General features: G+C 67.3%; 14 protein-coding genes. 4 read left to right on the top strand and 10 right to left on the bottom strand.

Translation table 11 applies throughout. From position 1 onward, the window contains the following. Positions 1–72: 72 nt before the first annotated feature. Complete coding sequence (locus DEH84_RS17510) at positions 73–447, bottom strand: hypothetical protein (RefSeq protein WP_159099046.1); 375 nt, start codon at positions 445–447, stop codon at positions 73–75. A 196-nt stretch (positions 448–643) separates the two neighbouring features. Here DEH84_RS17510 and DEH84_RS17505 point away from each other — a divergent pair, with 196 nt between their 5' ends. Both DEH84_RS17505 and DEH84_RS17500 read left to right on the top strand, forming a co-directional pair. Next, the gene (locus DEH84_RS17505; protein ID WP_245932816.1) at positions 644–1057 is read left to right on the top strand and encodes a helix-turn-helix domain-containing protein; all 414 of its coding nucleotides are present in this window, start codon (positions 644–646) and stop codon (positions 1055–1057) included. Continuing rightward, entirely contained in the window at positions 1047–3203 is a 2157-nt protein-coding gene (locus DEH84_RS17500; protein WP_109038505.1) for a VIT and vWA domain-containing protein, read from the top strand. The genes DEH84_RS17505 and DEH84_RS17500 overlap by 11 nt, the downstream gene beginning before the upstream one ends. 4 nt (positions 3204–3207) lie before the next feature. Here the strand turns inward: DEH84_RS17500 and DEH84_RS17495 are convergent, their stop codons facing one another. The 3 genes from DEH84_RS17495 to DEH84_RS17485 form a co-directional block, all read right to left on the bottom strand. Further along, the gene (locus DEH84_RS17495) at positions 3208–4083 is read right to left on the bottom strand and encodes an alpha/beta hydrolase family protein (protein ID WP_109038504.1); all 876 of its coding nucleotides are present in this window, start codon (positions 4081–4083) and stop codon (positions 3208–3210) included. Position 4084: 1 nt separating this feature from the next. Next, the gene (locus tag DEH84_RS17490; RefSeq protein ID WP_245932815.1) at positions 4085–4543 is read right to left on the bottom strand and encodes a MarR family winged helix-turn-helix transcriptional regulator; all 459 of its coding nucleotides are present in this window, start codon (positions 4541–4543) and stop codon (positions 4085–4087) included. A 122-nt stretch (positions 4544–4665) separates the two neighbouring features. Continuing rightward, positions 4666–5124, bottom strand: a complete 459-nt coding sequence (locus tag DEH84_RS17485) for a bacteriohemerythrin (protein WP_109038776.1) — start codon at positions 5122–5124, stop codon at positions 4666–4668. A 221-nt stretch (positions 5125–5345) separates the two neighbouring features. Between DEH84_RS17485 and DEH84_RS17480 the strand changes: the two genes are divergently transcribed. Beyond that, positions 5346–6137 carry a MipA/OmpV family protein gene (locus tag DEH84_RS17480; protein ID WP_159099045.1) on the top strand — a complete coding sequence of 264 codons (792 nt, stop codon included), beginning with the start codon at positions 5346–5348 and terminating at the stop codon, positions 6135–6137. Here the strand turns inward: DEH84_RS17480 and gmhB are convergent. The 4 genes from gmhB to DEH84_RS17460 are packed head-to-tail and all read right to left on the bottom strand — an operon-like array spanning position 6103 to position 9041. Next, a complete protein-coding gene (gene gmhB / locus DEH84_RS17475; RefSeq protein ID WP_159099044.1) occupies positions 6103–6720 on the bottom strand; it encodes a D-glycero-beta-D-manno-heptose 1,7-bisphosphate 7-phosphatase in 618 nt (205 codons plus the stop codon). The two genes, DEH84_RS17480 and gmhB, sit on opposite strands and share 35 nt — an antisense overlap. Position 6721: 1 nt before the next feature. Next, a complete protein-coding gene (locus tag DEH84_RS17470; RefSeq protein WP_159099043.1) occupies positions 6722–7429 on the bottom strand; it encodes a nucleotidyltransferase family protein in 708 nt (235 codons plus the stop codon). Between the two features lie 2 nt (positions 7430–7431). Next, entirely contained in the window at positions 7432–7989 is a 558-nt protein-coding gene (locus DEH84_RS17465) for a D-sedoheptulose 7-phosphate isomerase (RefSeq protein WP_245932814.1), read from the bottom strand. Between the two features lie 20 nt (positions 7990–8009). After that, entirely contained in the window at positions 8010–9041 is a 1032-nt protein-coding gene (locus DEH84_RS17460) for a GHMP family kinase ATP-binding protein (RefSeq protein ID WP_109038498.1), read from the bottom strand. 193 nt (positions 9042–9234) lie between these two features. Here DEH84_RS17460 and DEH84_RS17455 point away from each other — a divergent pair, with 193 nt between their 5' ends. After that, positions 9235–9564 carry a DMT family transporter gene (locus DEH84_RS17455; RefSeq protein WP_109038497.1) on the top strand — a complete coding sequence of 110 codons (330 nt, stop codon included), beginning with the start codon at positions 9235–9237 and terminating at the stop codon, positions 9562–9564. Here DEH84_RS17455 and narL read toward each other — a convergent pair whose 3' ends face one another. Together narL and DEH84_RS17445 are read right to left on the bottom strand one after the other, a co-directional pair. After that, positions 9565–10215, bottom strand: coding sequence for a two-component system response regulator NarL (narL, locus tag DEH84_RS17450; protein WP_109038496.1), 651 nt, complete (start codon positions 10213–10215; stop codon positions 9565–9567). Next, positions 10212–11576, bottom strand: a complete 1365-nt coding sequence (locus DEH84_RS17445; RefSeq protein ID WP_159099042.1) for an ATP-binding protein — start codon at positions 11574–11576, stop codon at positions 10212–10214. The genes narL and DEH84_RS17445 overlap by 4 nt, the downstream gene beginning before the upstream one ends. Positions 11577–11587 lie beyond the last annotated feature (11 nt).

Here is an 11587-nt window from a genome sequence, read left to right as displayed (position 1 = left end):
CACAGGCAAAACCGATCAAGTATGCCAGTGGAGGTGATCCTCATCCTGGTGACGACATGGGCGCCGTGAGGCTCACGCCGAGGCGCTGCCGCCTGGCATCAGCACGCCCAAGGCACGGCCCAGGGCGTCGACGCTCTCAACGGAAAATGCCCAGCCCGGCACACCGTCGTACTTGGTGCTGCTGCCTTTGTAGGGCTTGTCCCCTACGGACACACCGGGCAACGGCATGGCCGACTTGAGTCGATCCGCATCATCCGGGTGAAGGACGAGCGGATCGGACGTCATCGCACGAGACGGGTCTGCCGCGAGCTTGACGGAAACCCAGTGCGTCATCGCCGGATGCTTCAGCCGCCACGACTTGGTGCTGCGGTTCACGCTCGTGATGTCTTGAAAACCGTGGCGGATCAGTTCTTCGCGCAGGACGTGGTTGTCGATCGAGTTCTTCATGGAGTGGAACGAGGGCAGTGACGTGAGACAGCCGCCGTTCATGGCCGGCTTGCCGAAGCGCGATCATGCCGGCCGATAGGCTCATGCGATGAGCCTCCGGATGCGTGACTCATCGTCCATACGGTGGATATGCGCTGCGCTCACCTGCGTTTTAAGACACTTGCAAATGTCAGTCATGGTGTCATATATTGGTGACGTGACGACACAAACCTTCACCCTCGACGAGCTCAGCACCCTGTCCGGCTGCCCCCGGCGCACGGTGCGCTACTACATCCAGAAGGGCCTGCTGGCCCGCCCGGAGGGGGAAAAGCGCGGCGCGCACTACCTGCCCTCGCACCTCGACACGCTGCTGCGCATCCGCCAGCTCACCGAGGCGGGCATCTCGCTGGAGCGGATCCGCGAGGTGCTGTCGGGCGAGCCGCCTGCGGTGCCCCCGCGCCCGCAGGCCTTTGGCGCCGTCGAGGTGCGCAGCCACATCCGCATCGCGCCGGGCATCGAGCTGCAGGTGTCGCCCGACGCCGCGCAGGCCACCCCCGAGCAACTGCGCGCGCTGGCCAGGGCCGTGCTGGCCGCATGGCAAGACATTCAGGAGGAAGACCATGAAGACTGAACACCCCACCCTGACCACCCGCGGCGGGTTTGCGGCGCCGGTGCTGCAATCGGTGCAGGCCCAGGGCGAGCTCGACGGGCTGCTGCTGACGATGACGCTGCGGCAGGCCTTCCGCAACACCACGGCCGAGAACATGGAGGTGGTCTACACCTTCCCGCTGGCGTGGGGTGCCGTGCTGACGGGCCTGGAGGCCACGCTCGGTGGCCAGCGCATGAGCGGTCAGGTCATGGCGCGCCAGGACGCCCGCGACCGTTACGAGGACGCCGTGGAAAGCGGTGACGCGCCCGTGATGGTTGAAAAGGTCGAGGGCAACCTGTTCAGCGCGGCGCTGGGCAGCCTGAAGCCAGGTGAGGAGGCCGTCGTCGAGCTGCGCTATGCGCAGATGCTGGCCTTCGAGCAGGACCGCATCCGCCTGGTGGTGCCGACCACCATCGCGCCCCGCTACGGTGACGCCGTCCGCCAGGGCGGACTCAAACCCGATCAGGTGCCCTCCTCCGATCTCATGGCCGAGCATGGGTTCCGCCTCTCGGTCACGCTGCGCGGTGCGGTGGCACGCGCCCGCATCGGCAGCCCCACGCACGCAATCACCCAGCAACACGACGGCCACGCCGTGACGGTGTCGCTGCGGGGCCGGGCCTGGCTCGACCGCGATTTCGTGCTGCTGCTGGAGGGGCTGGCGGGCCACTCGTTCGCGCTGGCCGGGCCCGATGCCCGCAGCGGCGCGGGCCACACCGCGTTGATTGCCAGCTATTGCCCCACACTGCCGGCCCAGGCCCCCACACCGCTGCGGCTGAAGATGCTGGTGGACTGCTCGGGCTCGATGGCCGGCGACAGCATGGACCAGGCGCGTGCGGCCCTGCGCCCGCTCGCCGCGCAGCTCACGCCCGACGACCAGGTGTCGTTCAGCCGCTTCGGCAGCCACACCGAGCGGGGGCTGCGGCCCGTGGCGGGCACGCCGCGCCATGTGGCCACCCTGCGCAAACACATCGACGCGCTGGAGGCCGACCTGGGCGGCACCGAGCTGGCCGAGGCACTGCAGGACACCTTTGCCCTGCCGATGGAGCCCGTGCATGGCGCGGCCGAGGCCGACGTGCTGTTGATCACCGATGGCGAGGTGTGGGATGCGCAGCGCATCGTGGACGACGCGCGCCGCAGCGGCCACCGCGTCTATGCCCTGGGCGTGGGCAGCGCCCCGGCGGAGAGCCTGCTGCGCGAGATGGCCGAAGCCACCGGCGGCGCCTGCGAGTTCGCCACACCCCACGAGGACATGGCCGCGGCCGTGCAGCGCCTGCTTGCCCGCATCCGACTGGCCTGGCCGGTGCAGCCGCGCGTCCTGGCCGATGCCACGCCGCTGTGGTGCAGCCCGGTGCCGAGTCGCGTGGTGGCTGGCGAGACCCTGCATGTTTTCCTGCGCTTGCCCGCGCCACCCGCCCAGGCCCCCGCGCTGAAGGTGACCGAATTGCCTGCGATGCACGCCGCGCTGTCGGTGCGCCAGGACGACCTGGTGGCGCGCCTGGTGGCCGCGCGCGAGATCGGCCTGACGCCCGACCGCGACGCCGCCCGCGGCCTGGCCGAGCGCTACCAACTGGTGACGGACGAGACCAACCTGCTGCTGGTGATCGAGCGCGCCGAGGCAGACAAGACCGACGGCATGCCGGCCCTGCACACCGTGCGGCCCATGGTGGCGGCCGGATGGGGCGGAACAGGCATGGTGTATGCCGACGCGGCGCCAGATCTTCGCTTCTGTGCCTCCCGGGCGCCGGTGCGGGTTGCGTCGCAGGTGATGTACGACTGCCTGGACGTTGCATCCTTCGTGCCGCACACCCCTACCCCCGAGGAACTGGTGTCCGGCTTCAACGCCGCCGCCGTGCACGGACAAGGCCTGCGCCAGACGCTTCGTGCCCTGACGGCCCTCGACCTGAGCGACGACGTGCAGCGCGCCCTGGACGAGGCCACCGTGCGGCTGGGCAGCACCATCAAGGCCTGGGCGAGCTACCTGCTCTGGCTGCACGAGACGGGCTCGCCATCGCTGCGTCTGTCGGCGGAGGCGCTGGCCATGGTGCAAGGCCAAGCCCTGGGCTTCGATGTGGCAGCGCGGGCTGCACTCGAGCCGGTGTTCGCCAGCACGGTGGCGATCGTGACGTGAGGGCTCAGCCCCGCAGCGCCTGCCCGATCAGCGGCCACAGCGCCTGGTGCGACGAGCGGAACCAGTTGATGTGGCCGATGGCCTTCAGCCCATGCTCGCGCGGGGAGACACGCACGACCCGCTTGTCGGCCTGGGGCCAGGTGCGCATCAGGTCGGCCACCGTGGCCGGTGTGGCAATGTCGTCGTCGGTGGCGTGGAACACCGTCACAGGCGCGCGAACCGCCGCATGGAAGTCCCGATCGGGGTGGCGCTTGACCGCATTGGTGGCATAGCCGCCTGCCGCACACCACTGTCCCCACTGCGTGGCTACCGCAGCCGGCAGGTCTTCACCCAGGCCCAGCCGCGAACAGGGCGCATAGCCCTTGAGCCGGATGCCGAGCGGGATGAGCGCCTTGAAGGCAAGATTGGCCTGCAATCGGAAGCCCGGTCGCATCCCCTTGAACCAGCCTGTCGAGGCCGCCACGCCCACCGCCCGTGCGATGCGGTCGTGGTTGGGCAGCAGCCCGATCATCTGGCCTCCCGCACTGTGCCCCACCAACAGCACCTTGGGCTGACCGGTGCGCGCCAGCAGCCAGTCGAGGGCGGCCACCTGGTCCTGCTGCCCCCATTCCGCCAGCGTGGCCTGGCAGGCCTTCAGCGGCCCTTGCAGCGACAGACCGACGCCGCGGTAGTCGAACACGAGCACGTCGTGACCGTGCTCGGCCAGCCAGGCAGCAAAGCGCAGGTAGAACTGCTGGCGCACACCGGTGGCCGGGCAGACCAGCACCGGCGCGCGGCGGGTGTCCGCGGTGGGCGCTGCCGTCACGAAGTGGCCGGCCAGCACAGTGGCGTCCGCACAGATGATCTTGACCCGTTCAGGGGCTTGAAGAGGGGTGGACATCTCAGGGTTCCTGTTCGTGAGGGGCGGGCAACCGCCGGACGTGCTCCAGCCAGCGCGCCACGGTGGCGAGTTCGTCGTCGGTGAAGCCGGTGGCCAGTGCCTGGTTGGTGCGTGCCGTGCCTTCGCGCAGCGCGGGCAACAGGGCCTGCCCCAACGGGCGCAGCCAGACGCGCTGCGTGCGGCGGTCGTCCGGGCAGGGACGGCGCTCGGCCCACCCCATCGCCTCGATGCGCTGCACCAGACCGGACACGGCGGGCGGCTCGAGGTCGAGCGCCTGCGCCAGTTCGCCCATGGTGGCACCGTCGCTTATCGCCAGCATGAACAGCGCGCCCGCCTGCGCGGGCGTCGGCACGGTCGCGCCCAGTTGCTCGGCGAGTTGCGCCTGACGCCCTGCCATCCACTGTTGCAGGTGGCGCTGGGCGGTGTTGAGCAGGAAGATCAGACGGGGCTTCTGGGCCACGAGGTGCACTCCGGACAGGTCTCGCATTTATTTCGCATGCGAAGTATATGCCGGTTCGATGTCGCCAGGAAGCACTGTCGCGGGATGAAAAATGTGCGCGCTGCGCCCGTTGGCGCGAGGTGTCAGCGCAAGGTCAGGCCGCGACGCAGCACCACAGGCTTGCCGCCGAAGCGGCGCTTGGACATCCAGTGCGCCAGGGCCGAGTCCAGGTGATCGGCGTGACCGGGGAACCACGCGGCCAGGTGATCGACCAGATCACGGCAGAGTTCGACATTCCCCTCGGCCAACTCGGCCTGCACTTCGCGCACGGACTTCAGCACGGCGGCGTGCTCGTCCATGTGGCAGCCTCGGGGCGGAAAGTCGGTCTCCTCCATCCACTTGTCTTCCATCTGGAAGTGCTGCTCGAGGTGGCGGGCCATCTCGTCCAGCAGTGCGGGCAAGGCCTCGTCCTCGGCAGCTTGCAGTCGTCCCGCGATGTCGACAAACTCCTCGTGGAGGTGGTCCATCGGGTCGAAGCCCAGGACGAAGGCGTCGCTCCAGGCAAGGGCTTCCGGGGCGTCGGTCGATTCAGGTGGCGTCATGGGCATCGGGATGGCGAGGGCGGGAAGGGCCGGCGTTTTTGATCATACGGCGAAGGGGTCGCTCACGAAACCGGGGCGGCCCTTGCGGAGAATGCCGGGCTGTGTCGAATCCCTCCTTCTCACGGCAATCAGGTTAATATGACCCGTCGGTCGCGATGCGACCATTCATTCACGCCCGCATGCTGGGCCACTGGCCGTCTGCCACCCGGAAAGACAAGATCATGAAAGTCACTGGCCACCTCCTTTCCGCCCTTCTCCTCGTTGGCCTGGGCAACCTGGCGCATGCGCAGTCGGAGTTTTATCGGCGTGTCACCCCACCCGGTGCAGCGGAGGGCGGCATCGCGGGCGCGGCGGTGCTGGTGGGCCGCGAGTACCAGGGTTCCGACGAGGTGCGCGTGCGCCTGTTGCCGAGCATCGAGTACCAGTGGGCAAACGGTTTCTTTGCGGGCGGGCTCAATGGCGTGGGCTACAACGCGTCGTCCAGCCCTGACAAGGCATATGGGGTGCGCATCACGCCGGACTTCGGCCGCAAGGAGCGGCGCAGCGCCGTGCTGGAGGGGCTCGGTGACATCGACCCTCGCCCGGAGATCGGCGCCTTCTACAACTTCAGCCCCGCGCGCCAGGTGACCTTCAGTTCGTCGCTGCGGTACGGCAGCGGCAACAGCCACAAGGGGCTGCTGGTGGATGTCGGCGCGAGCTGGAGCACCACTGTGACGCCGGCCCTGCGCGTTGCGACCACGCTGGCCACGACGTGGGCCAATGGCGAACATCTGCAGGAGTACTTCGGCATCACCGCCGCCCAGTCGACTCGCAGCGGTCTGGCCGCCTATTCACCGAGCGGCGGGTTGAAGGACGTTCGCCTGGGCGTTTCCCTCTTCTACCGGCTGACACCCGAGTGGAGCCTCACCGGGGCAGTGTCGCACTCCGAACTGGTCGGCGACGCGCGACACAGCCCCATTGTTCGCGAAAAGGGCACGGTCACTGGGGTGCTGGCGGTGGGGTACAGCTTCTGAGGCCGTCCGTTCGGATGTCAGGACAGCGCTGCGTTGCGTCACCACGCCTCGCCAGCCATCCCGGTACCTCTGCCAACGAGCCGAGAACCGGTATCGTCGGGTCGAACTCGGCCAGCGCCTGTGTCGCCTGTCCTTTCCCGGTCAGAACCAGCACAGGCTGGCAACCCGCACGCGCGGCCGCCACCATGTCGGTGAGCGCATCGCCCACGAAACAGACCGCCTCGGGGCGCTGATCAAAGTCGAGGCAGGCCTTCAGCAACATGCCAGGCTGGGGCTTTCGACATCCGCATCCATGATCCGGATGGTGGCGGCAGTCGTAGATGCGGGCGATCTGTCCTCCGGCCGCATCCACCAGGGCTTCCAGCTTGCGGTGCATCTGGTCGAGCTCCGCGACCGGAATGAGGCCCTTCGCCACGCCGGCCTGGTTGGTGGCGATGACGACGTCGTACCCCGCACGGCACATGGTCGCGATGGCCTCGATGGCGCCATCGATCGGCGTCCAGGCCTCGGCGCTGCGCACGTACAGCGGGCTGTCGTGGTTCACCACGCCATCACGGTCCAGGATGATCAGGGGGCGTGCCATGTCACCAGCGAAGCAGCGGCAGTTCCCGCTGGGCACGCTCGAAGTCTTCTGGCACACCGATGTCGATGAAGTAGCCACGGACGCGCGCGCCATAGGGCTTCAGGCGGGCAAGCTGGGGTTCGATGAAGTCGTGCTCGAACGAAAAACGATCGGGCAGCGCATGCCCCTCGAAGAGGTCATGTCGCAGGCAGTAGACCCCCGCGTTGATCAGGCCGGGGCCCGTCGCCTCTTTCTGCCCGAAACCGACCACCACGTCGTTCGACAGCTCACAACGGCCATACCGCCCCGTGTCCTCGACGTCGCGGGTCAGAATGCCAAGCTGCTTGTGGGTGCGCGCCGTGGCGACGATGAAAGGCCACGGATCGCATTCCAGCAACGTGTCCCCATTGAGCGCCAGGGTGTACGCGCCGGCGCTGAAGGAGAGCGCCTGCCGCAGCGCCCCACCTGTGCCCAGCGGAGCCGATTCGCGGCTGTACGAGATTTCGACGCTGCCGAAGCACCCACCGTAGCGGGCCTCGATCTGTTCGCCCAGGTACCCCACGGACAGGATGACGTGCCGCGCGCCAACATGCTCCAGATGCCCGAGCAGGTAATCCAGAAACGGACGGCCCGCCACGGGTGCGAGCGGCTTGGGCAGATCGGGCACCGCCGACCTGAGGCGGGTGCCCAACCCGCCCGCCAGCACGATGGCTTCGAACGCGGCAGCCATGTTCAGTCCTTGGGAAACATGATCTGCTCGACCAACCCGCAGATCACGTGGCCGATCAGGATGTGGCATTCCTGGATGCGCGGTGTCTGGCGCGAGGGCATGCACAGGCAGGCGTCCACCTTGTCCTTCATCTGCCCCCCGCTCTCACCCGTCATACCGACCGTGTACGCCCCCATGACACGGGCCATGTCCAGCCCCTTGATGACGTTCACCGAATTGCCGGACGTTGACAGGCCGACCACCACATCCCCTGATCTGGCGCAGGCCTGAACCTGTCGCTCAAAGAGCTTGTCGTACCCGTAGTCGTTGCCGATGGCCGTGAGCACCGACGTGTCGACCGTCAACGCAAACGAGGCCAGACCGGGCCGGTCGTAATTGAAGCGGCTGACGAACTCGCCTGCCAGGTGCTGCGCATCGGCCGCACTGCCGCCATTGCCCATGAAGAGCACCTTGTTGCCCTCGCGACAGGCCTGCGCACAGCGTTGCGCGACGTCCAGTGCCTGATCGAGGATCCGGGGGTCTTCCACCAACCGCTGCTTGACCACAATGGACTCGGCCATCCATCGACCGGCCATCTCCCTCAGCCTATCGCCCATGATTGCGCTCCATAAGGGGTGAAATGGAAGTTCATCAATTCGCCCGGAAGGGGCGACAGCGCACGCACCACGTCCAGACGCCGGGCTGGCGAGACGAAGAACATCATGAAGCCGCCGCCGCCCGCGCCAGAGATCTTGCCGGCGTGCGCGCCGGCTTCGATGGCGCTGTCGTACACCTGCTCGATCAGCGGGGTGGTGATCCCCACCGCCATCTTCTTCTTTGCCTGCCAGGAACGGCCCAGGATGCCCGGATAGCGCTCGAGGTCGCCGCGAAGAATGACCTCCTTCATGTTGGAAGCGTCCTCCTTCAGGGCCAGCATCGCGTCGATGGAGTCCGACTTCGCCTCCCGCGTGTTGTCGATCTGCTGCTGGATGATGCGAGCCGACTCGCGCGACTGCCCTGTGTAGTAAAGCAGTGTGCTTGCTTCCAGTTCGTTGATGATCCAGGCCTTCACGCGCAAGGGGTTGACGAGCACCCGGCCGTCTGCCCCGAACTCGATGAAGTTGAAGCCGCCGAAGGCCGCGGCGTACTGATCCTGCTTGCCCCCGGCCAGGGCGAGGTCTTCACGTTCGATCTGATAGGCCAGATGGGCGAGCTCGTACTCGCCCAGATCGAGCTTGAGCCATTCCGCATAGGCCTGCAGCACGGACACCACCATCGTCGAGGACGTCCCCAGGCCCGATCCCGCGGGCGCATCCGCAAACGTCGTGACCGTGCAGGCCAGGGGCTTGCCGTCGTTGAAGTCCTGTACCACCCGCCGGTGAATGCCCCGATGCAGGCGCAGCGGGTCGTCGTCCACGATGGGAGCGTGGGCATCCAGCACCACCTGTTCCTCCCGATCACAGGCGATGAGGACCAGCTTGCCGTCATCCCGCGGCTCCAGGATGGTGTGGGCATAGAGATCGATGGTGGCGTTGAGGACGTGACCCCCGTGAAGATCGCTGAACGGGCTCACATCGGTGCCGCCTCCTGCGAGGCCGAGCCGAAGGGGCGCGCGTGACCGGATGACTTTCATGATGGGCGGGCGGTGTCCTCGCAAAGGTGCGATGGGACACAGTGTCACCAGTCGGCCCCCGCACTCTGGCCATCCTGGGAGTCTTTTGCGGTTGTTGCGGCCTGAAGGCCGCCTGTAGCCCTCTGAAACACGCACATTGCGCTGGCCTGCATCTTGCGGCGAGACGCTTCCCTCACATCATTTGCGCCCCCTCATGTCCACTGACTGGATCCTGCTCGTCCTCGCCGGTTTGCTGGAGACCGCCTGGCCGGTCGGTCTTCAACGATCGCAGGGCTTCTCACGACTCTGGCCCTCGGTGTGGACGGCAGCGGCGATCATCGCCAGCGTGGGACTGCTCGGGCTGGCCATGCGCACCCTGCCCGCGGGAACCGCCTATGCCGTGTGGGCAGGCATCGGCGTGGCGGGAACGGCCCTGCTCGACATCGTGGTGCTCGGCCAACCCTTTTCATGGAGCAGGGGGGCGTTCATTGCCCTCATTCTGATCGGCGTGATGGGCCTCAAGGCGCAGACATCGCCCGCCTGATCACCCCGGGGCCTGCGCGAGTCGGAACTGCGGGTTCTGAAAGCCCCAGACCGCCGCTTCGAGCCGGCTGCGCACATTCAGCTTGCGCAGCAGATGCTTGATGTGCACCTTCACGGTGGTGTCGGCGATGCCCAGCACCCTGGCGATCTGCTTGTTGCTCATGCCGTCAACCAGAAGCCCCAGGATCTCGCGCTCGCGCTCCGTCAGGCTTCCCACATCGACCTGTGGCGGGGCCTTCAAGGCATCCACCAGCAGGCCGGCAAGGCAGCTCTCGATCACCGTGCTGCCTAGGACGGCGCGCTTGATGTTGAGGCACAGCTCCTCCGGCTCGAGGTCCTTGAGAAGGTAGCCGTCAGCACCGGCCCGCATCGCCTCCAGCACGTCCTTGCCATCGTCGGAAACGGTGAGCATCACACACCGCGCCGCGCAGCCCGCCGCCTTCAGGGCACGCAACACCTCAATGCCATTCATCTGTTTCATGTTGAGGTCGATGAGCACCAGATCGGGCTTCAGACTCAGGGCCAGCGCGATGCCCGCGGGGCCATCGCCCGCCTGGCCCGCGAGGGTCAGGTCAGGGTCCCCCTGAACCAGCTGGGCCACGCCGCTTCGAAACAGCGGATGGTCGTCAATCAACAGGACACTGGACGTCATCGGTCATTTCCCGCGTGCGTGAGGGACGGCAGGCGCTCGGGCGAAAAGACCAGCCTGATGCGCGAACCGCCTCCCGGGCGTTCACCAAACTCCACCTCACCGCCCAGAGAACGGGCGCGCTCCTTCATGATGGACAGGCCGTGGTGCTGCCCATCCGTCGACGGAGAACCAAAGCCCTGCCCGTCGTCCTCCACCGTCACCGTGATGTGGTGACTGGGGTCAGGCCGGATCGTCACCCATGCGCGGCCGGCACCCGAATGCCGCACGGTGTTGGACAGGGCCTCGCGGATGACCTGCATCACGTGGAACTCTTCGTTTACTTCCAGAGGACACAGGTCGAGCGCTTCTTCGAAAGCGATGTCCATGCCGCTGCGTTCGGACAATTCATCGATCGTCTCCTGCACCGCTTCACGCAGGCCGCCCGGGCCCATGCGCACACGAAACGCGGCAATCAGCTGGCGCACCGTCTGGTAAGCATTCGACAGGCCCTTGCGCAGGTCATCGGCGGCACCTTTCACCTGAGGCGATGTCTCCTCGGACTGCATGGCCCGCTGCAGTTGCGCCACCTGGATCTTCATGAACGCGAGGGCCTGTGCCAGCGAGTCGTGGAGCTCGGCCGCAATGGCGCCACGCTCTTCCATCAGCGCGATGCGCCGGTCCTCGTGACTGCGCCAAACCCCCGCAATCGCCATGGCACAGAGGTTGGCGAAGCTGTCTGCTGCCTGGAGGTGCGCCGAGCTCACATCGCACCCCGCCGCGAACTCGACGGCGAGCACGCCCACGGCACCCCGCTCGCCCTGCACAGCAACCACGACAGTGGGCGGGCCACCGTCATGGCCGGGCAGCACACGCGCCAGCCCTTCGCTGCGCAAGACGCCGTCCGCCCACGTGCCGGCACACTCGGGCAGATGCCGGGTGACGAGCGTTGCGCGCCATCCCAGAAGCCGCTGCACGTCCGTGCTGAGGCGCAGGGCCACGGTGCCCGCACCCAGCGCTTCCTGCAGCCACTGCATTGCCCGGATCAACGTCGACTCGTTCAACTCCGTGCGGCAGAACAGGCGCCCCGACTCCTGCATCAGCAACAGGGTCCTGGCCTTGAGCACATCGCCCGGCGTGCCTGGCGGGTTCGACGGCCCGGCACCAGCGCGCTGCCCGCGACCCTGCGACGCCTGACCCCGCCACATCGCCCACAGGCCGGCGCCGACCAGCGCCAATGCCGCACTGAGCAGCCAGGCAGGCAGCGCAGAAGGCGCATGCAGCGTGGGCGCAAGTTCACACGCGTCCACAACGGGCGCGGCCTGCTTCTTGCAAACAGCCTCCAGCGCCTGCGACGTGCGGGCGTGATCCCACCACATCGCCATGCCAAGCATCC

Origin of the sequence: Aquabacterium olei, assembly GCF_003100395.1 — a bacterium.
Lineage (GTDB): Bacteria > Pseudomonadota > Gammaproteobacteria > Burkholderiales > Burkholderiaceae_C > Aquabacterium > Aquabacterium olei.
This window is presented reverse-complemented; position numbering and strand designations above follow the sequence as displayed.

Bases quoted from the DNA above. Each gene is read 5' to 3' on its own strand.
- DEH84_RS17510 (WP_159099046.1), bottom strand. From the start codon at position 447: ATGAAGAACTCGATCGACAACCACGTCCTGCGCGAAGAACTGATCCGC.
- DEH84_RS17500 (WP_109038505.1), top strand. From the start codon at position 1,047: ATGAAGACTGAACACCCCACCCTGACCACCCGCGGCGGGTTTGCGGCG.
- DEH84_RS17495 (WP_109038504.1), bottom strand. From the start codon at position 4,083: ATGTCCACCCCTCTTCAAGCCCCTGAACGGGTCAAGATCATCTGTGCG.
- DEH84_RS17485 (WP_109038776.1), bottom strand. From the start codon at position 5,124: ATGACGCCACCTGAATCGACCGACGCCCCGGAAGCCCTTGCCTGGAGC.
- DEH84_RS17480 (WP_159099045.1), top strand. From the start codon at position 5,346: ATGAAAGTCACTGGCCACCTCCTTTCCGCCCTTCTCCTCGTTGGCCTG.
- gmhB (WP_159099044.1), bottom strand. From the start codon at position 6,720: ATGGCACGCCCCCTGATCATCCTGGACCGTGATGGCGTGGTGAACCAC.
- DEH84_RS17470 (WP_159099043.1), bottom strand. From the start codon at position 7,429: ATGGCTGCCGCGTTCGAAGCCATCGTGCTGGCGGGCGGGTTGGGCACC.
- DEH84_RS17465 (WP_245932814.1), bottom strand. From the start codon at position 7,989: ATGGCCGAGTCCATTGTGGTCAAGCAGCGGTTGGTGGAAGACCCCCGG.
- DEH84_RS17460 (WP_109038498.1), bottom strand. From the start codon at position 9,041: ATGAAAGTCATCCGGTCACGCGCGCCCCTTCGGCTCGGCCTCGCAGGA.
- DEH84_RS17455 (WP_109038497.1), top strand. From the start codon at position 9,235: ATGTCCACTGACTGGATCCTGCTCGTCCTCGCCGGTTTGCTGGAGACC.
- narL (WP_109038496.1), bottom strand. From the start codon at position 10,215: ATGACGTCCAGTGTCCTGTTGATTGACGACCATCCGCTGTTTCGAAGC.
- DEH84_RS17445 (WP_159099042.1), bottom strand. From the start codon at position 11,576: ATGGCGATGTGGTGGGATCACGCCCGCACGTCGCAGGCGCTGGAGGCT.